At 72.4% G+C, this 15,745-nt stretch carries 13 protein-coding genes; 3 read left to right on the top strand and 10 right to left on the bottom strand.

What is annotated here, in order from left to right; all coding sequences use genetic code 11:
* Positions 1-11: 11 nt before the first annotated feature.
* From ACFYNL_RS09275 to hrcA, 7 genes are all read right to left on the bottom strand, one after another.
* Entirely contained in the window at positions 12-365 is a 354-nt protein-coding gene (locus ACFYNL_RS09275) for a histidine triad nucleotide-binding protein (protein ID WP_388799099.1), read from the bottom strand.
* A 49-nt stretch (positions 366-414) separates the two neighbouring features.
* Entirely contained in the window at positions 415-3,627 is a 3,213-nt protein-coding gene (locus ACFYNL_RS09280; RefSeq protein WP_388799102.1) for a S41 family peptidase, read from the bottom strand.
* A 74-nt stretch (positions 3,628-3,701) separates the two neighbouring features.
* Positions 3,702-4,262, bottom strand: a complete 561-nt coding sequence (locus ACFYNL_RS09285; RefSeq protein ID WP_388799105.1) for a hypothetical protein — start codon at positions 4,260-4,262, stop codon at positions 3,702-3,704.
* Positions 4,263-4,352: 90 nt separating this feature from the next.
* Positions 4,353-5,102: a 16S rRNA (uracil(1498)-N(3))-methyltransferase gene (locus ACFYNL_RS09290; protein ID WP_388799108.1), complete on the bottom strand. Its 750-nt coding sequence runs from the start codon at positions 5,100-5,102 to the stop codon at positions 4,353-4,355.
* The gene (locus tag ACFYNL_RS09295; RefSeq protein ID WP_388799111.1) at positions 5,099-6,229 is read right to left on the bottom strand and encodes a nitronate monooxygenase; all 1,131 of its coding nucleotides are present in this window, start codon (positions 6,227-6,229) and stop codon (positions 5,099-5,101) included. The genes ACFYNL_RS09290 and ACFYNL_RS09295 overlap by 4 nt, the downstream gene beginning before the upstream one ends.
* A gap of 427 nt (positions 6,230-6,656) precedes the next feature.
* Entirely contained in the window at positions 6,657-7,793 is a 1,137-nt protein-coding gene (gene dnaJ, locus ACFYNL_RS09300) for a molecular chaperone DnaJ (protein WP_388799114.1), read from the bottom strand.
* Complete coding sequence (gene hrcA / locus ACFYNL_RS09305; protein WP_388799117.1) at positions 7,794-8,810, bottom strand: heat-inducible transcriptional repressor HrcA; 1,017 nt, start codon at positions 8,808-8,810, stop codon at positions 7,794-7,796.
* Positions 8,811-8,974: 164 nt separating this feature from the next.
* Between hrcA and ACFYNL_RS09310 the strand changes: the two genes are divergently transcribed.
* Positions 8,975-9,718 (top strand): MBL fold metallo-hydrolase, encoded by a 744-nt coding sequence (locus tag ACFYNL_RS09310; protein WP_388799120.1) that lies wholly within the window; start codon positions 8,975-8,977, stop codon positions 9,716-9,718.
* A gap of 42 nt (positions 9,719-9,760) precedes the next feature.
* Positions 9,761-10,576: a DUF3097 domain-containing protein gene (locus ACFYNL_RS09315; protein ID WP_388799123.1), complete on the top strand. Its 816-nt coding sequence runs from the start codon at positions 9,761-9,763 to the stop codon at positions 10,574-10,576.
* Here the strand turns inward: ACFYNL_RS09315 and ACFYNL_RS09320 are convergent.
* The 3 genes from ACFYNL_RS09320 to ACFYNL_RS09330 form a co-directional block, all read right to left on the bottom strand.
* Positions 10,554-11,144 carry a Uma2 family endonuclease gene (locus ACFYNL_RS09320; RefSeq protein WP_388800565.1) on the bottom strand — a complete coding sequence of 197 codons (591 nt, stop codon included), beginning with the start codon at positions 11,142-11,144 and terminating at the stop codon, positions 10,554-10,556. The genes ACFYNL_RS09315 and ACFYNL_RS09320 overlap by 23 nt on opposite strands.
* A gap of 103 nt (positions 11,145-11,247) precedes the next feature.
* Positions 11,248-12,480 carry a radical SAM family heme chaperone HemW gene (gene hemW / locus ACFYNL_RS09325; protein ID WP_388799126.1) on the bottom strand — a complete coding sequence of 411 codons (1,233 nt, stop codon included), beginning with the start codon at positions 12,478-12,480 and terminating at the stop codon, positions 11,248-11,250.
* A gap of 27 nt (positions 12,481-12,507) precedes the next feature.
* Positions 12,508-14,637 (bottom strand): SpoIIE family protein phosphatase, encoded by a 2,130-nt coding sequence (locus ACFYNL_RS09330; protein WP_388799129.1) that lies wholly within the window; start codon positions 14,635-14,637, stop codon positions 12,508-12,510.
* Positions 14,638-14,829: 192 nt separating this feature from the next.
* On the opposite strand from ACFYNL_RS09330, the gene ACFYNL_RS09335 reads away from it, so the two are divergent.
* The coding region (locus ACFYNL_RS09335; RefSeq protein WP_388799132.1) for a HAMP domain-containing protein at positions 14,830-15,745 on the top strand (916 nt) is incomplete at its 3' end.

Genomic DNA, 15,745 nt, shown 5'->3' on the forward strand with positions numbered 1-15,745 from the left:
GCGGCTTCCGCCTATCCGGGGGGCCACTCGAGGCCACGGCCGCCGAGGACGTGGGCGTGGGTGTGGAAGACGGTCTGGCCGGCGCCGGTACCGGTGTTGAAGACGATGCGGTAGCTCTCCAGCTTTTCCTCGTCGGCGACTGCCTGGGCCTCGCGCAGGACGTCGGCGGCCAGGGCCGGCTCGGCGGCGGCGAGGACGGCTGCGTCCGCGTAGTGCGCCTTGGGAATGATCAGGACGTGGGTGGGCGCCTGCGGGTTGATGTCCCGGAACGCGACGGTCGTCTCCGTCTCCCGCACGATGGTCGCGGGGACGTGTCCCTCGACGATCTTGCAGAACAGACAGTCGTCCTGCGGCTCCCCTGCCATGGTCCCTCCGTGGGTCGCGCGGCGCTTCATTGTGGGCATCGTATCGTCGTCACGAGGTCGGCAGAGTGGGCGGAGTCTTGGCCGGCCGTTCCTCCAGGGCCTCCAGCGCGATGCGGATCGCCTCGTCGAGCTGGGCGTCCCGTCCGGCCATCCAGTCCTGCGGGCGCTGCACCACCTCCACGTCCGGGTCGACTCCGTGGTTCTCCACGTCCCAGCCCTGGCCCTCCAGCCAGATGGCGTACTTCGGCTGGGTGATCAGGGTGCCGTCGACCAGGTGGTAGCGGCTGTCGACGCCGATCACGCCGCCCCAGGTGCGGGTGCCGACCACCGGCCCCAGGCCCAGCGCCTTGATCGCCGCGTTCACGATGTCCCCGTCGGAGCCGGAGAACTCGTTCGCCACGGCCACCACGGGGCCGCGGGGGGCGTCCATCGGGTAGCTGTACGGGCGCATCCCGCGAGGGAGCTCCCAGCCCACGATCCGGCGGGCCAGCTTCTCCACGACCAGCTGGGAGGTGTGGCCGCCGCCGTTCTCGCGCACATCCACGACGAGGCCGTCCCGTGCCACCTCGATCCGCAGGTCACGGTGGATCTGGGCCCAGCCGGGCGCCTGCATGTCCGGCACGTGCAGATAGCCGAGCCGGCCACCGGACCGCTCGTGGACGTACGCCCGGCGGTCCGCCACCCACGCGTGGTAGCGCAGCGGCTGCTCGTCGGCGACCGGTACGACGACCGCGTGCCGTACGTCCCCGCCGCCCGACGGTGAGATCGTCAGCTCGACCGCCTTGCCCGCCGTGCCGACGAGCAGCGGCCCGGGGCCGGTCACCGGGTCCACCGGCACCCCGGCCACCGCCGCGATCGCGTCCCCGGCGCGCACGGCGACACCCGGTGCGGCCAGCGGCGAGCGTGCGTCCGGGTCGGAGGTCTCGGACGGCAGGATGCGGTCGATCCGCCAACTGCCGTCCTCATGACGGGAGATGTCGGCGCCGAGCAGGCCCTGCCGCGGTCCGCCGCCGTATCCGCCGCGCGGGGCCACGTAGGCGTGCGAGGTGCCCAGTTCGCCCTGGACCTCCCACAGCAGGTCCATCAGGTCGTCGTGCGTGGCCACCCGGTCCACGAGCGGGCGGTAGCGGTCAAGTACGCCCGTCCAGTCGACGCCGTTCATGTCCGGGCGCCAGAAGTGGTCCCGCATGATGCGGCCGGTCTCCTCGAACATCTGCCGCCACTCCGCCGACGGGTCCACCGTCTGCCGTACCCGCGTCAGATCCACGGTGACGTTCGAGTCGCTGTCGTCGTCACCGGAGGCCCGCCGGTCGCTGGGGACGACCTTCAGCCTGCCGTCGGTCCACAGCAGCACCCGTTTGCCGTCGCCGCTGACCTCGAAGTGGTCGGCGTCGTCGGCGAGATGCTCGATGCGGCGCCGGCCGAGGTCGTAGCGCTCCAGCTCGGTCTTGGGCTCGGGGTCGTCGGGCGTGGCCCGGGTGGCGCCGAGGGCGCCCCGCACGGGGTGCCGCAGCCACAGCACGCCGTCCTTCGCGGCCCGCAGGTTGGTGTAGCGGGCCGCCTCGACCGGGAACGGCACGATCCGGTCGGCCAGCCCGTCGAGGTCGATGCGGGTGGTCGGGGTGCCCTCGCTGTCGGGCGTCTCGTCCTTGTCGGGCGCGTCGAAGGGGCGGCCGTGCCGCTGCGGTCCGAACGGGGACGGCGTGGTCGCGGCGAGCGTGATCAGGTGCGGACGGGAGCCGACCACGAAGGCGAGGTCGAAGACGTGCTCGTCGTAGACCGGGTCGAAGGCCCGCGTGGACAGGAACACCAGGTGCTTGCCGTCCTGGGTGAACGCGGGCGCGTAGTCCTGGAAGCGCAGCGGGGTCGCCTCGGACACCGACAGGTCGGTGGTGTTGGCGAGCTTGAGCTGGCACAGCGGGCGCGGGCCGGGGTGCGACCAGGCGAGCCAGGCGGAGTCGGGCGAGAAGACCAGCCCGGACACGTCACCGTCGGCGCTGCGGTCGACCTCGCGCACCTCGCCGCTCTCCCGCTCGACGAGCAGCACCCGTCCGTCGTGCGCGGCGACCGCGGCACGGCTGCCGTCGGGCGCCATGGCGAGCTCCAGCACCCGTCCGAGCTGCCCGGCGGCCAGTCTGCGCGGGGTGGCGCCGGGCGCGAGTCCGGTCGCGGGCGCGAACTCCAGTGCGTCGTCGCCCTCCGCGTCCGTCACCCACACCACCCAGTCCTCGCCGTCCGCCCGGAAGGTGCGCGGCCGGCGGGCCCGTACCCCGGGCCGGGCGGCGAGCGCACGGGTGGGCCCGGAGCGGTGGGTGACCCAGTGCACGGCACCGCGGACGGCCACGGCACTGCCGCGCGCGGTGTGGTCCGGGGCGGCCCATCCGAACCAGCGGGCGGCGTTCACCGGGTACGGCTGCCGGTCGGTGCGCTGCCCGCCGAGCCGAATGTCGAGCCTGCGCGGCTCGGCCCCGTCGAGGTCGTCGAGGATCCAGAGTTCACCGGCGCTGACGAACACGACCCGGGTGCCGTCGCTCGCGGCGTGCCGGGCGTAGAAGCCGTCGACGGGGCTGTGCCGCCGCAGGTCCGACCCGTCGGCGAGGGACGAGTACACCGCCCCCACCCCCTCGTGGTCGGAGAGGAAGGCGATCCGCTCCCCCACCCACACGGGGTACTCGACGTTCCCGTCCAGCTCCTCGTGCAGCCGTACGAAGTTCCCCTCCCCCTTCAGGTCGATCCACAGCTTGCCCGCGGTGCCGCCCCGGTAGCGCTTCCACCGGGCCGCTTCCAGCCCCATGGGCGCGGAGGCGAGCACGAGGTGCGGGCCGTGCACCACGTCGGCGACGGGACCGTACGGCAGGACGGTCGCGGGGCCGCCGTCGAGCGGGACGGTGTGCGCCCAGGTGCGCCGGCTGCCCGCCTGCCCGTGGGCGCTGATCGCGAGGACCTGGCCGTCGGGGGTCCAGCCGCGCACCCTGGTCTGCCCGCTGCCCCAGTGGGTGAGGCGCTTGGAGGGCCCGCCTTCGACCGGCGCGATGTGCACCTCGGGGGCGCCGTCGCGGCTGGAGGTCCAGGCGACGGTCGTGCCGTCGGGCGAGATGCGCGGCAGGCTCACCGGCACGTTGTCGGCGCTGACCCGCCAGGCACGGCCGCCGCCGAGCGGGGCGAGCCACACGTCGTCCTCGGCGGTGAAGGCGACCAGGTCGCCGTGCAGGTGCGGGTACCGGAGATACGAAGACGATCCAGACGTCGCGGACTGAGTCACCCGATCACCATAAGCAGGGGCGGCGTCCGGGGACAGGCCTTCGGATCACTTGGCCAACTCCCGCGGCGATGCGCTCACTTGCCCTCCGGCCAGCAGTTCGGATGCTGCTTGCAGTAGACGGTCTTGGTGACCGTCACCGTGACCGTGGGACCGGGCTGCTGTCCGCCGCCCGGGGCGACCGGCGAGGGCTTGGCGTTGCAGTTGCCCAGCCCGTTGACGTGGAACCACTCCTTGCCGTCGATCTTGGCGACGAGGTCCCCGCGCACACAGGCGCCGCTGACGGCCCGGGTGATCCGGCCGGTGACGGTGATGTCCTTGCCGTCCTTGGTCTCACCCTCGCAGTCGACCTCGACCACGGTGTTCTCACTCGCCGTCGGCGCGGAGGACCTGCCGCCGCCGTCGTCGTACGAGCCCGTGCAGTTGAGCCACTGCACGTCGGCCTTCTGCCGCCGCAGTTCCTCGGTCACGGTCTGGTCGGTCGTGAACGCCACGGTCGCGCTGCTCAGCCCGCCCGGATCGCAGGCCACCAGCGCGCCGGCGGCGACCACGGCGAGCCCCGCCACGCCCGCCGCACGCACGCCGCGCGCACGACCCGTGCGGTCCGCTCGACCCCAAACCCTCCTGAACGCCCCCATGGAGGGCAGCCTGCCACTGTCCCGGCCGGCGCGGTAGAGCGCATACGGCCACTGTCGGCGCTCCCGGCCCGCCCTCCGAGCGCGGCCGTGTCAGGACCAGCGGCCGGTGCGGCCGAGAAGCAGAGCCGTCGCCGCCGTTCCGGCGGTGGAGGTGCGCAGCACGGTGCGGCCGAGACGGTACGCCTTCGCGCCCGCCTCCTCGAAGAGGGCCAACTCCTCGGGGCTGACGCCGCCTTCGGGTCCGACGACGAGCACGATCTCACCCTCGGTGGGGAGTTCGGCCGTCGCCAGCGGCTCGCTGCCGTAGTCGCGCTCCTCGTGCAGGACGGCGGCGAAGTCGGCTCCGGCGAGGAGCGCCGCGACCTGCTTGGTGGTGGCCGCGTCCGCGACCTCGGGGAACCGTACGCGGCGGGACTGCTTGCCGGCCTCGCGGGCGGTGGCCCGCCACTTGCCGAGGGCCTTCGCCCCGCGCTCGCCCTTCCACTGCGTGATGCACCGGGCGGCCGTCCAGGGCACGATCGCGTCCACACCGGTCTCGGTCATGGTCTCGACGGCCAGTTCGCCGCGGTCGCCCTTGGGCAGGGCCTGGACGACGGTGATGCGGGGGGACTGCGGGGGTTCCTCGGCCACCGAGCTCATGTGGACGATGAGCCGGTCCTTGCCCTCCGTGCCGACGACCTCGCACTCGGCAAAGCGGCCTGCGCCGTCCGTGAGGACGACGGTCTCCCCGGGCCTGAGCCTCTTGACGGAGACGGCGTGCCGTCCCTCGGGGCCGTCGAGGACGCACCGCCCGGCGTCACCCGCGTCGAAGTGCTCGACGAGGAAAACGGGAGCCGTCATCGCCTCGCACCCCCTGCCGGGCGGGAGGACAACGCTGTCGCCGCGGCGTCCAGTTCGGCGGCCAGCACCTCCACCAGCTGCCCCGCGGGCAGTTCGCGTGCCATCCGGTGCCCCTGTCCGGCCCACAGCGCCATGCCCTGCGCGTCCCCGGACGCGGCGGCCTTCTTGCGCAGGGGCGAGGTCAGGTGGTGGACCTCGGGGTAGGCGGCGGGGGCGTACGGCCCGTGCTCGCGCATGAAGCGGTTGACGAGGCCGCGGGCGGGGCGCCCGGAGAAGGCACGCGTCAACTCGGTCCGTACGAAGAGGGGGTTGGTCAGTGCCTGCTTGTGCAGGGGGTTGGCGCCGGACTCGGGGGTGGCGAGGAAGGCGGTGCCGAGCTGGGCGGCGCTCGCCCCGGCCGCGAGGGCGGCGGCGATCTGGCTGCCGCGCATGATGCCGCCGGCGGCGACTATGGGCAGGCTCACGGTCTCCCGGATCTGCGCGACGAGCGAGAGCAGCCCGATGCCGGTGCCGTCGGTCTCGGGGTTGTCGCGATGGGTGCCCTGGTGCCCGCCGGCCTCGATGCCCTGGGCGATCACGGCGTCCGCGCCGGCCTGCTGCACGGCGAGGGCCTCGTCCGGCGTGGTCGCGGTGACCAGGGTGAAGGTTCCGGCGCGGCGGAGCGACTCCAGGACCTCGCGGCCGGGCACCCCGAAGTGGAAGGAGACGACCGGCACCGGGTTGTCGAGCAGCACGGCGAGCTTGGCGTCGTACCCGTCGTCGCGTCCGCTGTCCGGGTCGCCCAGCTCGGTCTCGTACCAGGCGGCCTCGCCGGCCAGCTGGTGGGCGTAGACGTCCACGGCCGCCGCAGAAGCGGGCGCGGCGCCGGCCGCTGCGGTGCTGCCGGTGCTCGCGCCGGGGTGCTCGGGCTGCGGCATGAAGAGGTTGACCCCGAAGGGCTTGGTCGTCAGGCCCCGCAGCTGCTTGATCTCCTGGTACATCCCGTCGGCGGTCTTGTACCCGGCGGCGAGGAACCCCAGCCCGCCGGCCTCGGACACGGCCTGGGCGAGATGCGGCACGGAGACGCCGCCCGCCATGGGGGCCTGCACGATCGGGAGGGGGAAGAGATCGGTCAGCGCGGAGGACATGACGGCATGTTGTCACGTCCCTCTGACAAGTCCGAATCGACCCTTCCCCTTGGCACGGGCCGGTGGATCCCCGGCCCGCGGCCCCTTGGAGTCAGCGCCCGTCGAACGCGTCCTTCACCCGCGAGGACAACCCCTGCTGCCCCGACTGACCCTGCCCACCCGGGGGACGAACCCCGGACGCCCAGCAGCCCACCGGGACCGACTCAGCGCCCGTTGAACGCGTCCTTCAACCGCGAGAACAACCCTTGCTGCCCCGGCTGACCATGCCCACCCGGGGGACGACCCCCGGACCCCCAGCAGCCCACCGGGACCCACTCAGCGCCCGTCGAACGCGTCCTTCAACCGCGAGAACAACCCCTGCTGTCCCGACTGACCCTGCCCACCCGGGGGACGACCCCCGGACCCCCAGCAGCCCACCGGGACCCACTCAGCGCCCGTTGAACGCGTCCTTCAACCGCGAGAACAACCCTTGCTGCCCCGGCTGGAACTGCCCCTGGGGCCGCTCCTCGCCTCGCAGCTTGGCCAGTTCGCGCAGGAGGCGCTCCTGCTCGGGGTCCAGCTTGGTCGGGGTCTGGACCTCGACGTGCACGATGAGGTCCCCTCGGCCGCCGCCGCGCAGATGCGTGACGCCGCGCCCGTGCAGCGGGATCGACTGACCCGACTGCGTACCCGGCCGGATGTCGACTTCCTCCAGCCCGTCCAGCGTCTCCAGCGGCACCTTCGTGCCGAGGGCCGCCGCGGTCATCGGGATCGTCACCGTGCAGTGCAGGTCGTCGCCGCGCCGCTGGAACATCGCGTGCGGCAGCTCGTGGATCTCGACGTACAGGTCACCGGCGGGACCGCCACCGGGCCCGACCTCGCCCTCACCGGCGAGCTGGATCCGCGTGCCGTTGTCGACGCCGGCCGGGATCTTGACCGTGAGGGTGCGGCGGGACCGTACGCGGCCGTCGCCCGCGCACTCCGGGCAGGGCGTCGGGACCACGGTTCCGAAGCCCTGGCACTGGGGGCAGGGCCGGGACGTCATGACCTGGCCCAGGAAGGACCGGGTGACCTGGGAGACCTCACCGCGGCCGCGGCACATGTCGCACGTCTGGGCGGAGGTGCCGGGCGCCGCGCCCTCACCGTTGCAGGTGTTGCAGACGACGGCCGTGTCGACCTGGATGTCCTTCGTGGTGCCGAAGGCCGCCTCGTCGAGCTCGACCTCCAGCCGGATCATCGCGTCCTGGCCGCGCCGGGTGCGCGAGCGCGGGCCGCGCTGGGACGCCGTACCGAAGAAGGCGTCCATGATGTCCGAGAAGTTGCCGAAGCCGCCCGCGCCGAAGCCGCCGGCGCCCGCGCCGCCCGCCTGGGACAGCGGGTCGCCGCCGAGGTCGTAGACCTGCTTCTTCTGCGGGTCCGACAGCACCTCGTAAGCGGCGTTGATCTCCTTGAACCGCTCCTGGGTCTTCGGATCCGGGTTGACGTCCGGGTGCAGCTCGCGAGCGAGCCGCCGGAAGGCCTTCTTGATCTCTTCCTGCGACGCGTCGCGACGCACGCCGAGAACGGCGTAGTAGTCCGTGGCCACTTACGACTCCGCCAGGATCTGTCCGACGTAACGTGCCACTGCGCGTACCGCTCCCATCGTTCCCGGGTAATCCATGCGGGTCGGTCCGACCACGCCGAGCTTGGCGACTGCCTCGCCGCCCGAACCGTAGCCGACCGAGACCACGGACGTGGAGTTGAGTCCCTCATGGGCGTTCTCGTGGCCGATGCGCACGGTCATGCCCGAATCCTTCGCCTCGCCCAGCAACTTGAGGAGCACGACCTGCTCCTCCAGCGCTTCGAGCACCGGCCGGATGGTGAGGGGAAAGTCATGTCCGAAGCGGGTGAGATTGGCGGTGCCGCCGATCATCAACCGCTCCTCGTTCTCCTCGACGAGCGTCTCCAGCAGGGTGGAGAGCACGGTCGAGACGGTGCCGCGGTCCTCCACGTCGAAGCCCTCGGGGAGGTCCTCGACGAGCTGCGGCACATCGGTGAAGCGCCGCCCCGCGACCCGGCTGTTCAGCCGCGCGCGTAGATCCGCGAGCGAGGCCTCGCCGAAGGGTGCCGGACAGTCGACCACCCGCTGCTCGACCCGCCCGGTGTCCGTGATCAGCACCAGCATCACCCGTGCGGGCGCGAGCGAGAGCAGCTCGACGTGCCGCACGGTCGAGCGGGTCAGCGAGGGGTACTGCACGACGGCGACCTGCCGGGTGAGCTGCGCGAGCAGCCGTACCGTGCGCGCCACGACGTCGTCGAGGTCGACGGCGCCCTCCAGGAAGTTCTGGATGGCGCGCCGCTCCGGCGGGCTCATCGGCTTGACGCCGGCGAGCTTGTCGACGAACAGCCGGTAGCCCTTGTCGGTGGGGATCCGCCCGGCACTGGTGTGCGGCTGGGCGATGTAGCCCTCGTCCTCCAGGGCCGCCATGTCGTTGCGGACCGTCGCCGGGGAGACGCCGAGGTTGTGCCGCTCGGTGAGCGCCTTGGAGCCGACCGGCTCCTCCGTCCCGACATAGTCCTGGACGATGGCGCGCAGCACCTGAAGCCTGCGTTCACTCAGCATCTCGCGCACACCTCCAGAACTCGTTCCCTCGATATCTCGCCTGGCACTCTGCGCGGGCGAGTGCCAGCCGTCCCCGGCCCAGTGTACGGCCGTGGGGTACGCCCCGGGCAAGGCCGGTCCGGCACCACCGTGCCTGACGGTGGTGTCTTGGCTAGCGTCGCCGTATGACGGTGACTTGGGAAGAGCTGGGGTGGGAGCGGCTGGCCGCCGAGGTGGGCCGGTGCCGGCTCCCGGTGTGGGACTGCACGGCCGGGCTGGTCGTGGGGCGGGACACGGCACTGGTGATCGACGCCGGGTCAAGCCTCGGCGAGGGCGCGCGGTTGCGTACGCAGGCGCAGTGGCTCGCGGGTCACCGTGTGACTCATCTCGCGCTGACCCATCCCCACTTCGATCATGTCTTCGGGGCGGCGGCGTTCGCGGGAGCGGAGATCTTCGGCGCCGTGGGCATGGACACGGTCTTCGCGCAGCGACACGCGCGCGAGGAGCTGCGCGCGGACGCGGTGGGCAACGGCCTGGACCCGGAGTCGGCGGAGGAGGCGGTGGACGCCCTGGTGCACCCGCGCCATGAGGTCAGCGGCGAGTGGACGCTCGACCTCGACGACGACCACCAGGTGCTCCTGGCGAACGTGGGCCCGGCGCACACCGCCCATGATCTGGTCGTGCTGGTGCCGGGCCGGTCCCCCGGCGATCGTGAGGTGGTCTTCTGCGGCGACCTGGTGGAGGAGTCGGGCGAGCCCCAGGCCGGCCCCGACTCCGTACCGTCCCACTGGCCGGCGGCACTGGACCGGCTCCTGGATCTGGGCGGCGAGGACGCGCTGTACGTGCCCGGTCACGGAGCGGTGGTGGACGCGGAGTTCGTACGACGCCAGCGCGACGCCCTCGCCGACCGCTTCGGCGTGTCGCGCTGATCTACGCTCCCTGACGGCCGGACTTCTCCTATCGTCACTCGAATGCGCCAGTACTCCGCCGACCTGACTCCGCCCTGGAAGAAGCCCCAGCCGGTCCCCGAGGTCCCGGCGGAACCGGGCCTGGTGGTGGAGGAGCCCGGCACCGGCTTCTGCGGCGCGGTGATCCGCTGCGAGGCGGGCACGGTGACGTTGGAGGACCGCTTCGGCAAGCACCGGGTGTTCCCGCTGGAGCCGCGGGGGTTCCTGCTGGAGGGCAAGGTGGTGACCCTCGTCCGGCCGTCGGGCGCGGCTCCGGTACGCCCCACCCGTACGGCATCCGGTTCGGTCGCCGTCCCTGGCGCACGCGCGCGCGTGGCCCGCGCCGGCCGGATCTACGTCGAGGGCCGGCACGACGCCGAGCTGGTCGAGAAGGTGTGGGGCGACGACCTGCGCATCGAGGGCGTGGTGGTGGAGTACCTGGAGGGCGTCGACGACCTGCCGTCGATCGTGGCCGATTTCGCACCGGGTCCCGACGCGCGGCTGGGGGTGCTGGTCGACCACCTGGTGCCGGGCAGCAAGGAGTGGCGTATCGCGCAGGCGGTGACGAGCGAACACGCGCTGGTCGTGGGTCACCCGTACATCGACATCTGGGAGGCCGTGAAGCCGTCGTCGCTGGGGATCCCGGGGTGGCCGAAGGTGCCGCGCGGGCAGGACTGGAAGACGGGGGTGTGCCGGGCGCTGGGGTGGCCGTCGGAGAACACCGGGGCGGTGTGGCAGGCGATTCTGGGGCGGGTGGGGTCTTACAAGGACCTGGAGCCCGAGTTGTTGGGGCGGGTGGAGGAGTTGATCGACTTCGTCACGGATAGCGATGCGGCCTGATCTTCTCGTAGGTGGAGAATTCGCTGGTGTCCAGTTCGATATTGATGGGCTCCAACGGCGTGAGGTCGCCGAACTTGGTGATCCGCTGACGGCGATAGTCCGCGTTCTCTCCGTGGCCCGTCGGTTCCGTGAGCAGTACGCACTGCGCCATGACCGGATCGATGATCAAGTACGCGGGTACCTTCGCCGCTGCGTAGATCGAACGCTTGACTCCGTAGTCGCGGTCGACGCTCGTCTTGGAAACGACCTCCACGAGCATGGTGATGACCTCGGACGGCATCAGCCTTCCCTGACCTGGTCCGGTGCCCCGCTCAAGCACCACAAGGTCCGGCTGCGGCTCACTCGTCTCCTCAAGGATGGCGATGTCCTGGGTCTGGAGCCGCCGCCAGCGCTGGCGGGGGATCTGGTCCACAACCGCCTCCACGATGTCGTTGTGGGCCACGTCCGGCCCCGCCATCACCACGATTTCCCCCCGGAGGAGCTCGACTTTGAATCCCTCGGGAACCTCGAAGTTCTCGAAGAACTTCACGATGTCGGTGGTCATCGGTCGGTCGTCCACAGCGGTCATCTCCGCAGCCCTCCGGTTCCTGCCACCGTCGCTCACGGGGGCAGCGTACGAATCAGGTTAGGGACCGAACCGGCCTCCCGCACCGATTCACCCACCCGAGTGATCAGTCCACCAGATCCCGAACGACCGCATCCGCCAGCAACCGCCCCCGCAACGTCAGCACCGCCCGCCCCTGCGCATACGGCCCCTCCTGCAGCAGCCCCTCCCCCAGCGCCCGCCGAGAAGCCGCGAGCCCCTCCTCCCGCAGCAGCTCCAGCGGCGCCCCCTCCCGCAGCCGCAGCTCCAGCAGGATCCGCTCGACCCGCCGGTCCTCCTCCGACAGAAGTTCACGCCCCGCCCCCGGCGACCGCCCCGCCGCCAGCGCCGCCGCGTACGCGCCCGGATGCTTCACGTTCCACCAGCGCACCCCGCCCACATGCGAGTGCGCTCCCGGACCCGCGCCCCACCAGTCGGCGCCCCGCCAGTACAGCTCGTTGTGCAGGCAGCGGCCCGCTTCCGAGGTCGCCCAGTTGGACACCTCGTACCACTCGAAGCCCGCCTCCGACAGCGCCGACTCAGCGATCAGGTACCGGTCCGCGTGCACGTCGTCGTCCGTCATCGGCACCTCGCCGCGGCGGATACGGCGGGCCAGCTGCGTGCCCTCCTCTACGATCAGGGCGTACGCGCTGATGTGGTCCGGTCCCGCGCCCAGCGCAGCCTCCAGCGAGGCCCGCCAGTCGTCGTCCGACTCCCCCGGGGTGCCGTAGATCAGGTCCAGGTTCACGTGCTCGAAGCCCGCCGCCCGGGCTTCCGCCACGCACGCCTCGGGGCGGCCCGGAGTGTGCGTGCGGTCCAGAACCTTCAGCACATGCTGCTTCGCGCTCTGCATGCCGAAGGAGACCCGGTTGAACCCGCCCTCCCGCAGCCGCGCCAGATACGCCGGGTCCACCGACTCCGGGTTCGCCTCGGTCGTGATCTCCGCGTCCCGCGCCAGCCCGAACTCGTCGCGGATCGCCCCCAGCATGCGTACGAGGTCGTCGGCGGCCAGCAGCGTGGGCGTACCGCCGCCCACGAAGACCGTGCGGACCTCGCGCGGGTCGTCGCCGAGGATCTTGCGGGCGAGACGGATCTCGTCGATGAGCGTCTCGGCGTAGTTGTCGCGGGACGCCAGCACGCCGCCCGTGCCGCGCAGCTCGGTCGCCGTGTAGGTGTTGAAGTCGCAGTAGCCGCAGCGGGTCGCGCAGTACGGGACGTGCAGGTAGAAACCGAGGGGGCGGTCGGCGGCGCCGGCGAGCGCGGCCGCGGGGAGCGCGCCGTCGTCGGGGACGGGTTCGCCGTCGGGGAGTGCGGAGGGCATGCGTTCCATTCTCCCGTACCTCGCCGGTTACTCGGCCTGCAGTACCAGCAGCGCCAGATCGTCGTCGGGCGGACGGCCGCCGAACTCGTGCACCAGCCTGCGGATGCGTTCCGCGATCAGTTCCGCGTTCAGCCCCGCGCACCCGGCCAGCGCGGTCGCGAGGCCGTCGCCATCGTCGAACTGGCGGGAGCCGCTGCGCCGCTCCGTCACCCCGTCGGTCACGCACAGCAGGGTCTCGCCGGAGCGCAGCTCGAAGGTCTCGCTGGTGTACGTCACATCCTCGACGACCCCGAGGAGCGTCTGCGGGTGCGCTGCCGTGTGGACCTCGCCGCCCTCGCCGAGCACCAGCGGCAGGGGGTGCCCGGCGGAGGCGAGGGTGCAGCGGATGCCGCCGTCGAAGGGGGTGAGCTCGCCGTAGAGCAGGGACAGGAAGCGGGTCTGCGGGCCGTCGTCGGGGGCGACCGGTCCGACGAGGGCACGGGCGGCGGCGTCGGCGGCCTCGGTGGCGTCGTCGAGGAGGAGCTGGTTGAGGCGGTCCAGGACGTCGGCGACGCGGTAGCCCTCGCGGGCGAGCAGGCGCAGCCAGGGGCGCGCGATGCCGATCACCACGGCCGCCTCGGGGCCCTTGCCCTGGACGTCCCCGATGGCGAAGCACCAGCGGCCGTCGCCGGCCGGGAACAGGTCGTAGAAATCACCGCTCGGCCCGCCCATGTCGCACGGCTCGTACACCAGGGCGCTGGCCACACCGGGGATCTTCGCGACGGCGCCGGGCAGGAGTCCGCGTTGCAGGACCCGGCTGATGGTGGCCTGCCGGGCGTATTGGCGGGCCGCGCCGATGGCGAGGGCCACCCGGCGGCTGAGGTCCTCGACGAGGCCGGTGATCTCGTCGGGGAAGCGCGCGACTGCGGCCCGGCCGATGACCAGGGTGCCCAGGGGGCGGCCGCCGGCGATGAGGCGGTACGCGAGCGCCGTGCCGCTCGTCCCGTGCCCGCCGAGCGCCTCGCCCGGCCAGGGATGCGGCACGGGGCCGGCACGGTCGGTGTCGGTCGGGTGCGGTGGCTCCTTCTCCAGGGCGCGGCGGAGGTCCTCGATGAGGTTCTCGGAACAGTGCCAGACCCGGGCGAGCCTGGGCCCGGCCCCCGCGATGCCCTCCGCCGGCCGGCCGCCGTCGGCCCGGGCGTCGCCGGGTCGGGGGTAGCCCCAGCGGCCGGCGACCTCGTCCTCCAGCCACACCGCGCACCAGTCCGCCAGTCGCGGCACGATCAGCTGGCCGGCGAGGGCGGCGACGAGGTTCTCGTCGAGTTGTCCGGCGAGCAGGTCGGAAGCCTCGGCGAGGAAGGACAGGGCACCGCGGTTGAGCCAGTCCCGCTCCCGCTCGGCGCGGTGCGGGCCCTCGGGGTGCCGGGCGTGCTCGGGGTGCGGGAAGCGGTGGTCGGCGGGCCGGCTGTGCCGGGGGGCCTCGTGGTCGTACGACTCCCCCCGATCGAGGGAATCGGTCAGCGGCGGGGCGCTGGGCTCCGGGGGCGGCTCGGGCGCGAGGATCTCGGCGACGCGCAGGCCGCGCTCCAGCGCGCGTTCCTCGGCGTACGCCTCCAGGTCGTCCCGCGCCGTCTCGGGCTCCTCGGCGGGAAGCCGTGCCCAGACGGTCTTGGCGCCGGTGCGGTAGGTGACGCCCCAGGACTCCGCCAGCCGGGACACCAGCCGCAGGCCGCGGCCGTACTCGGGCGTTTCGTACGGCGCCTCCGGCTCGCCGTTGCGAGGGGCGCGCGAGGGGTGGTGGTCCAGGACCTCGACGAGGAGGGCACCGGTGTCCTCCTCCAGCCTGCAGGTGAGCTCGACCTCGGTCCCGGCGTGCACGACGGCGTTGGTGACCAGCTCACTCACCGCCACGACGGCGTCCTCGACGAGTCGGGTGGTGAGGCGTTCGGTGCCGGGAAGGCCGGATTCGGCCCACTCGCTGAGGGCGGCGCGCACCAGGGAGCGCGCGGATCCCGGGGAGATAGGGCTGCCGGGGAGGGTGGTGCGGGTCTCGGGCTGCGGGGGTGCGAGGTGGCCCGCGCCGGGGTGCGCGCCCGCCTCGCACGGGCGTGAGCCCTCGTGCGCAGGCGTGTCAGATGCACGGGTGACGGTCTCCCGTTGCACCGGAATGGCCCCCATCAACAGCTCCCCGAACGGTTCGGACGAATACGCCTCGGTCGACGCCGACAGAGTGACAGACTGGCCACGCCCATAAGCACCGAGTTACCGAAGTGGGCCGCCATGAGTGAGAACCGTGCTACACGTGTGCTCGAAGACGGTCATAAAGACGGTCGGATTCGAGCATCCGAACTACGCCCGCTGCTCGCCGCGATGACCGCGGCCCGCGACGGCGACTTCCGCCGTCTCCCGGAGACCGGCGAGGGAGTGGTGGCCGAACTGACGGCGGTCTTCAACCAGATCATGGACCGCAGCACGCACTTCAACCGTGAGGTGCAGCGGGTCAAAAGGGAGTTGGTGCGGTACGGCCGGCTCGACGAGCGGCTCTCGGCGAGCCCGGGGCCGGGCGACTGGACGACCCGGGTCAACGACGTCAACCAGGTGCTCGACGCCCTGGTGGCCCCGGCGGCCAACGCCACACGGGTGCTGGACGCGGTGGCCGGCGGCGACCTCACCCAGCGCGTCGACCTGCACGACGGCAGCCGCCAGTTACGCGGTGACCTGCGGCGCCTGGGCCGGGCCGTGAACAAGATGGTCGACCAGCTCTCCCTGTTCACCGGCGAGGTCACCCGGGTGGCCCGCGAGGTCGGCACCGAGGGCCGCCTCGGCGGCCGGGCCAAGGTGCAGGGGCTGTCCGGCAGCTGGCGGGACGTGACCGAGGCGGTCAACACGATGGCGTCCCGGCTGACCGCCCAGGTGCGTGACATCGCGCTCGTGACCACGGCGGTGGCCCGCGGCGACCTGACCCGCACGGTCACCGTGGAGGCGACCGGTGAGCTGCTCGAACTGAAGCTGACCGTCAACACGATGGTGGACCAGCTCTCCGCCTTCGCCGACGAGGTGACGAGGGTCGCCCGCGAGGTGGGCACGGAAGGGCAGTTGGGCGGGCGGGCCCAGGTGCGGGGCGTCTCCGGGGTCTGGAAGGACCTCACCGACAACGTCAACTTCATGGCGTCGAACCTGACCTCCCAGGTCCGCAACATCGCCCAGGTGACGACGGCCGTCGCCAACGGCGACCTGAGCCAGAAGATCACCGTCGACGCCCAGGGCGAGATCCTCGAACTCAAGT

Origin of the sequence: Streptomyces sp. NPDC007808 (assembly GCF_042868655.1) — a bacterium.
In the GTDB taxonomy this organism is placed as follows: Bacteria; Actinomycetota; Actinomycetes; order Streptomycetales; family Streptomycetaceae; genus Streptomyces.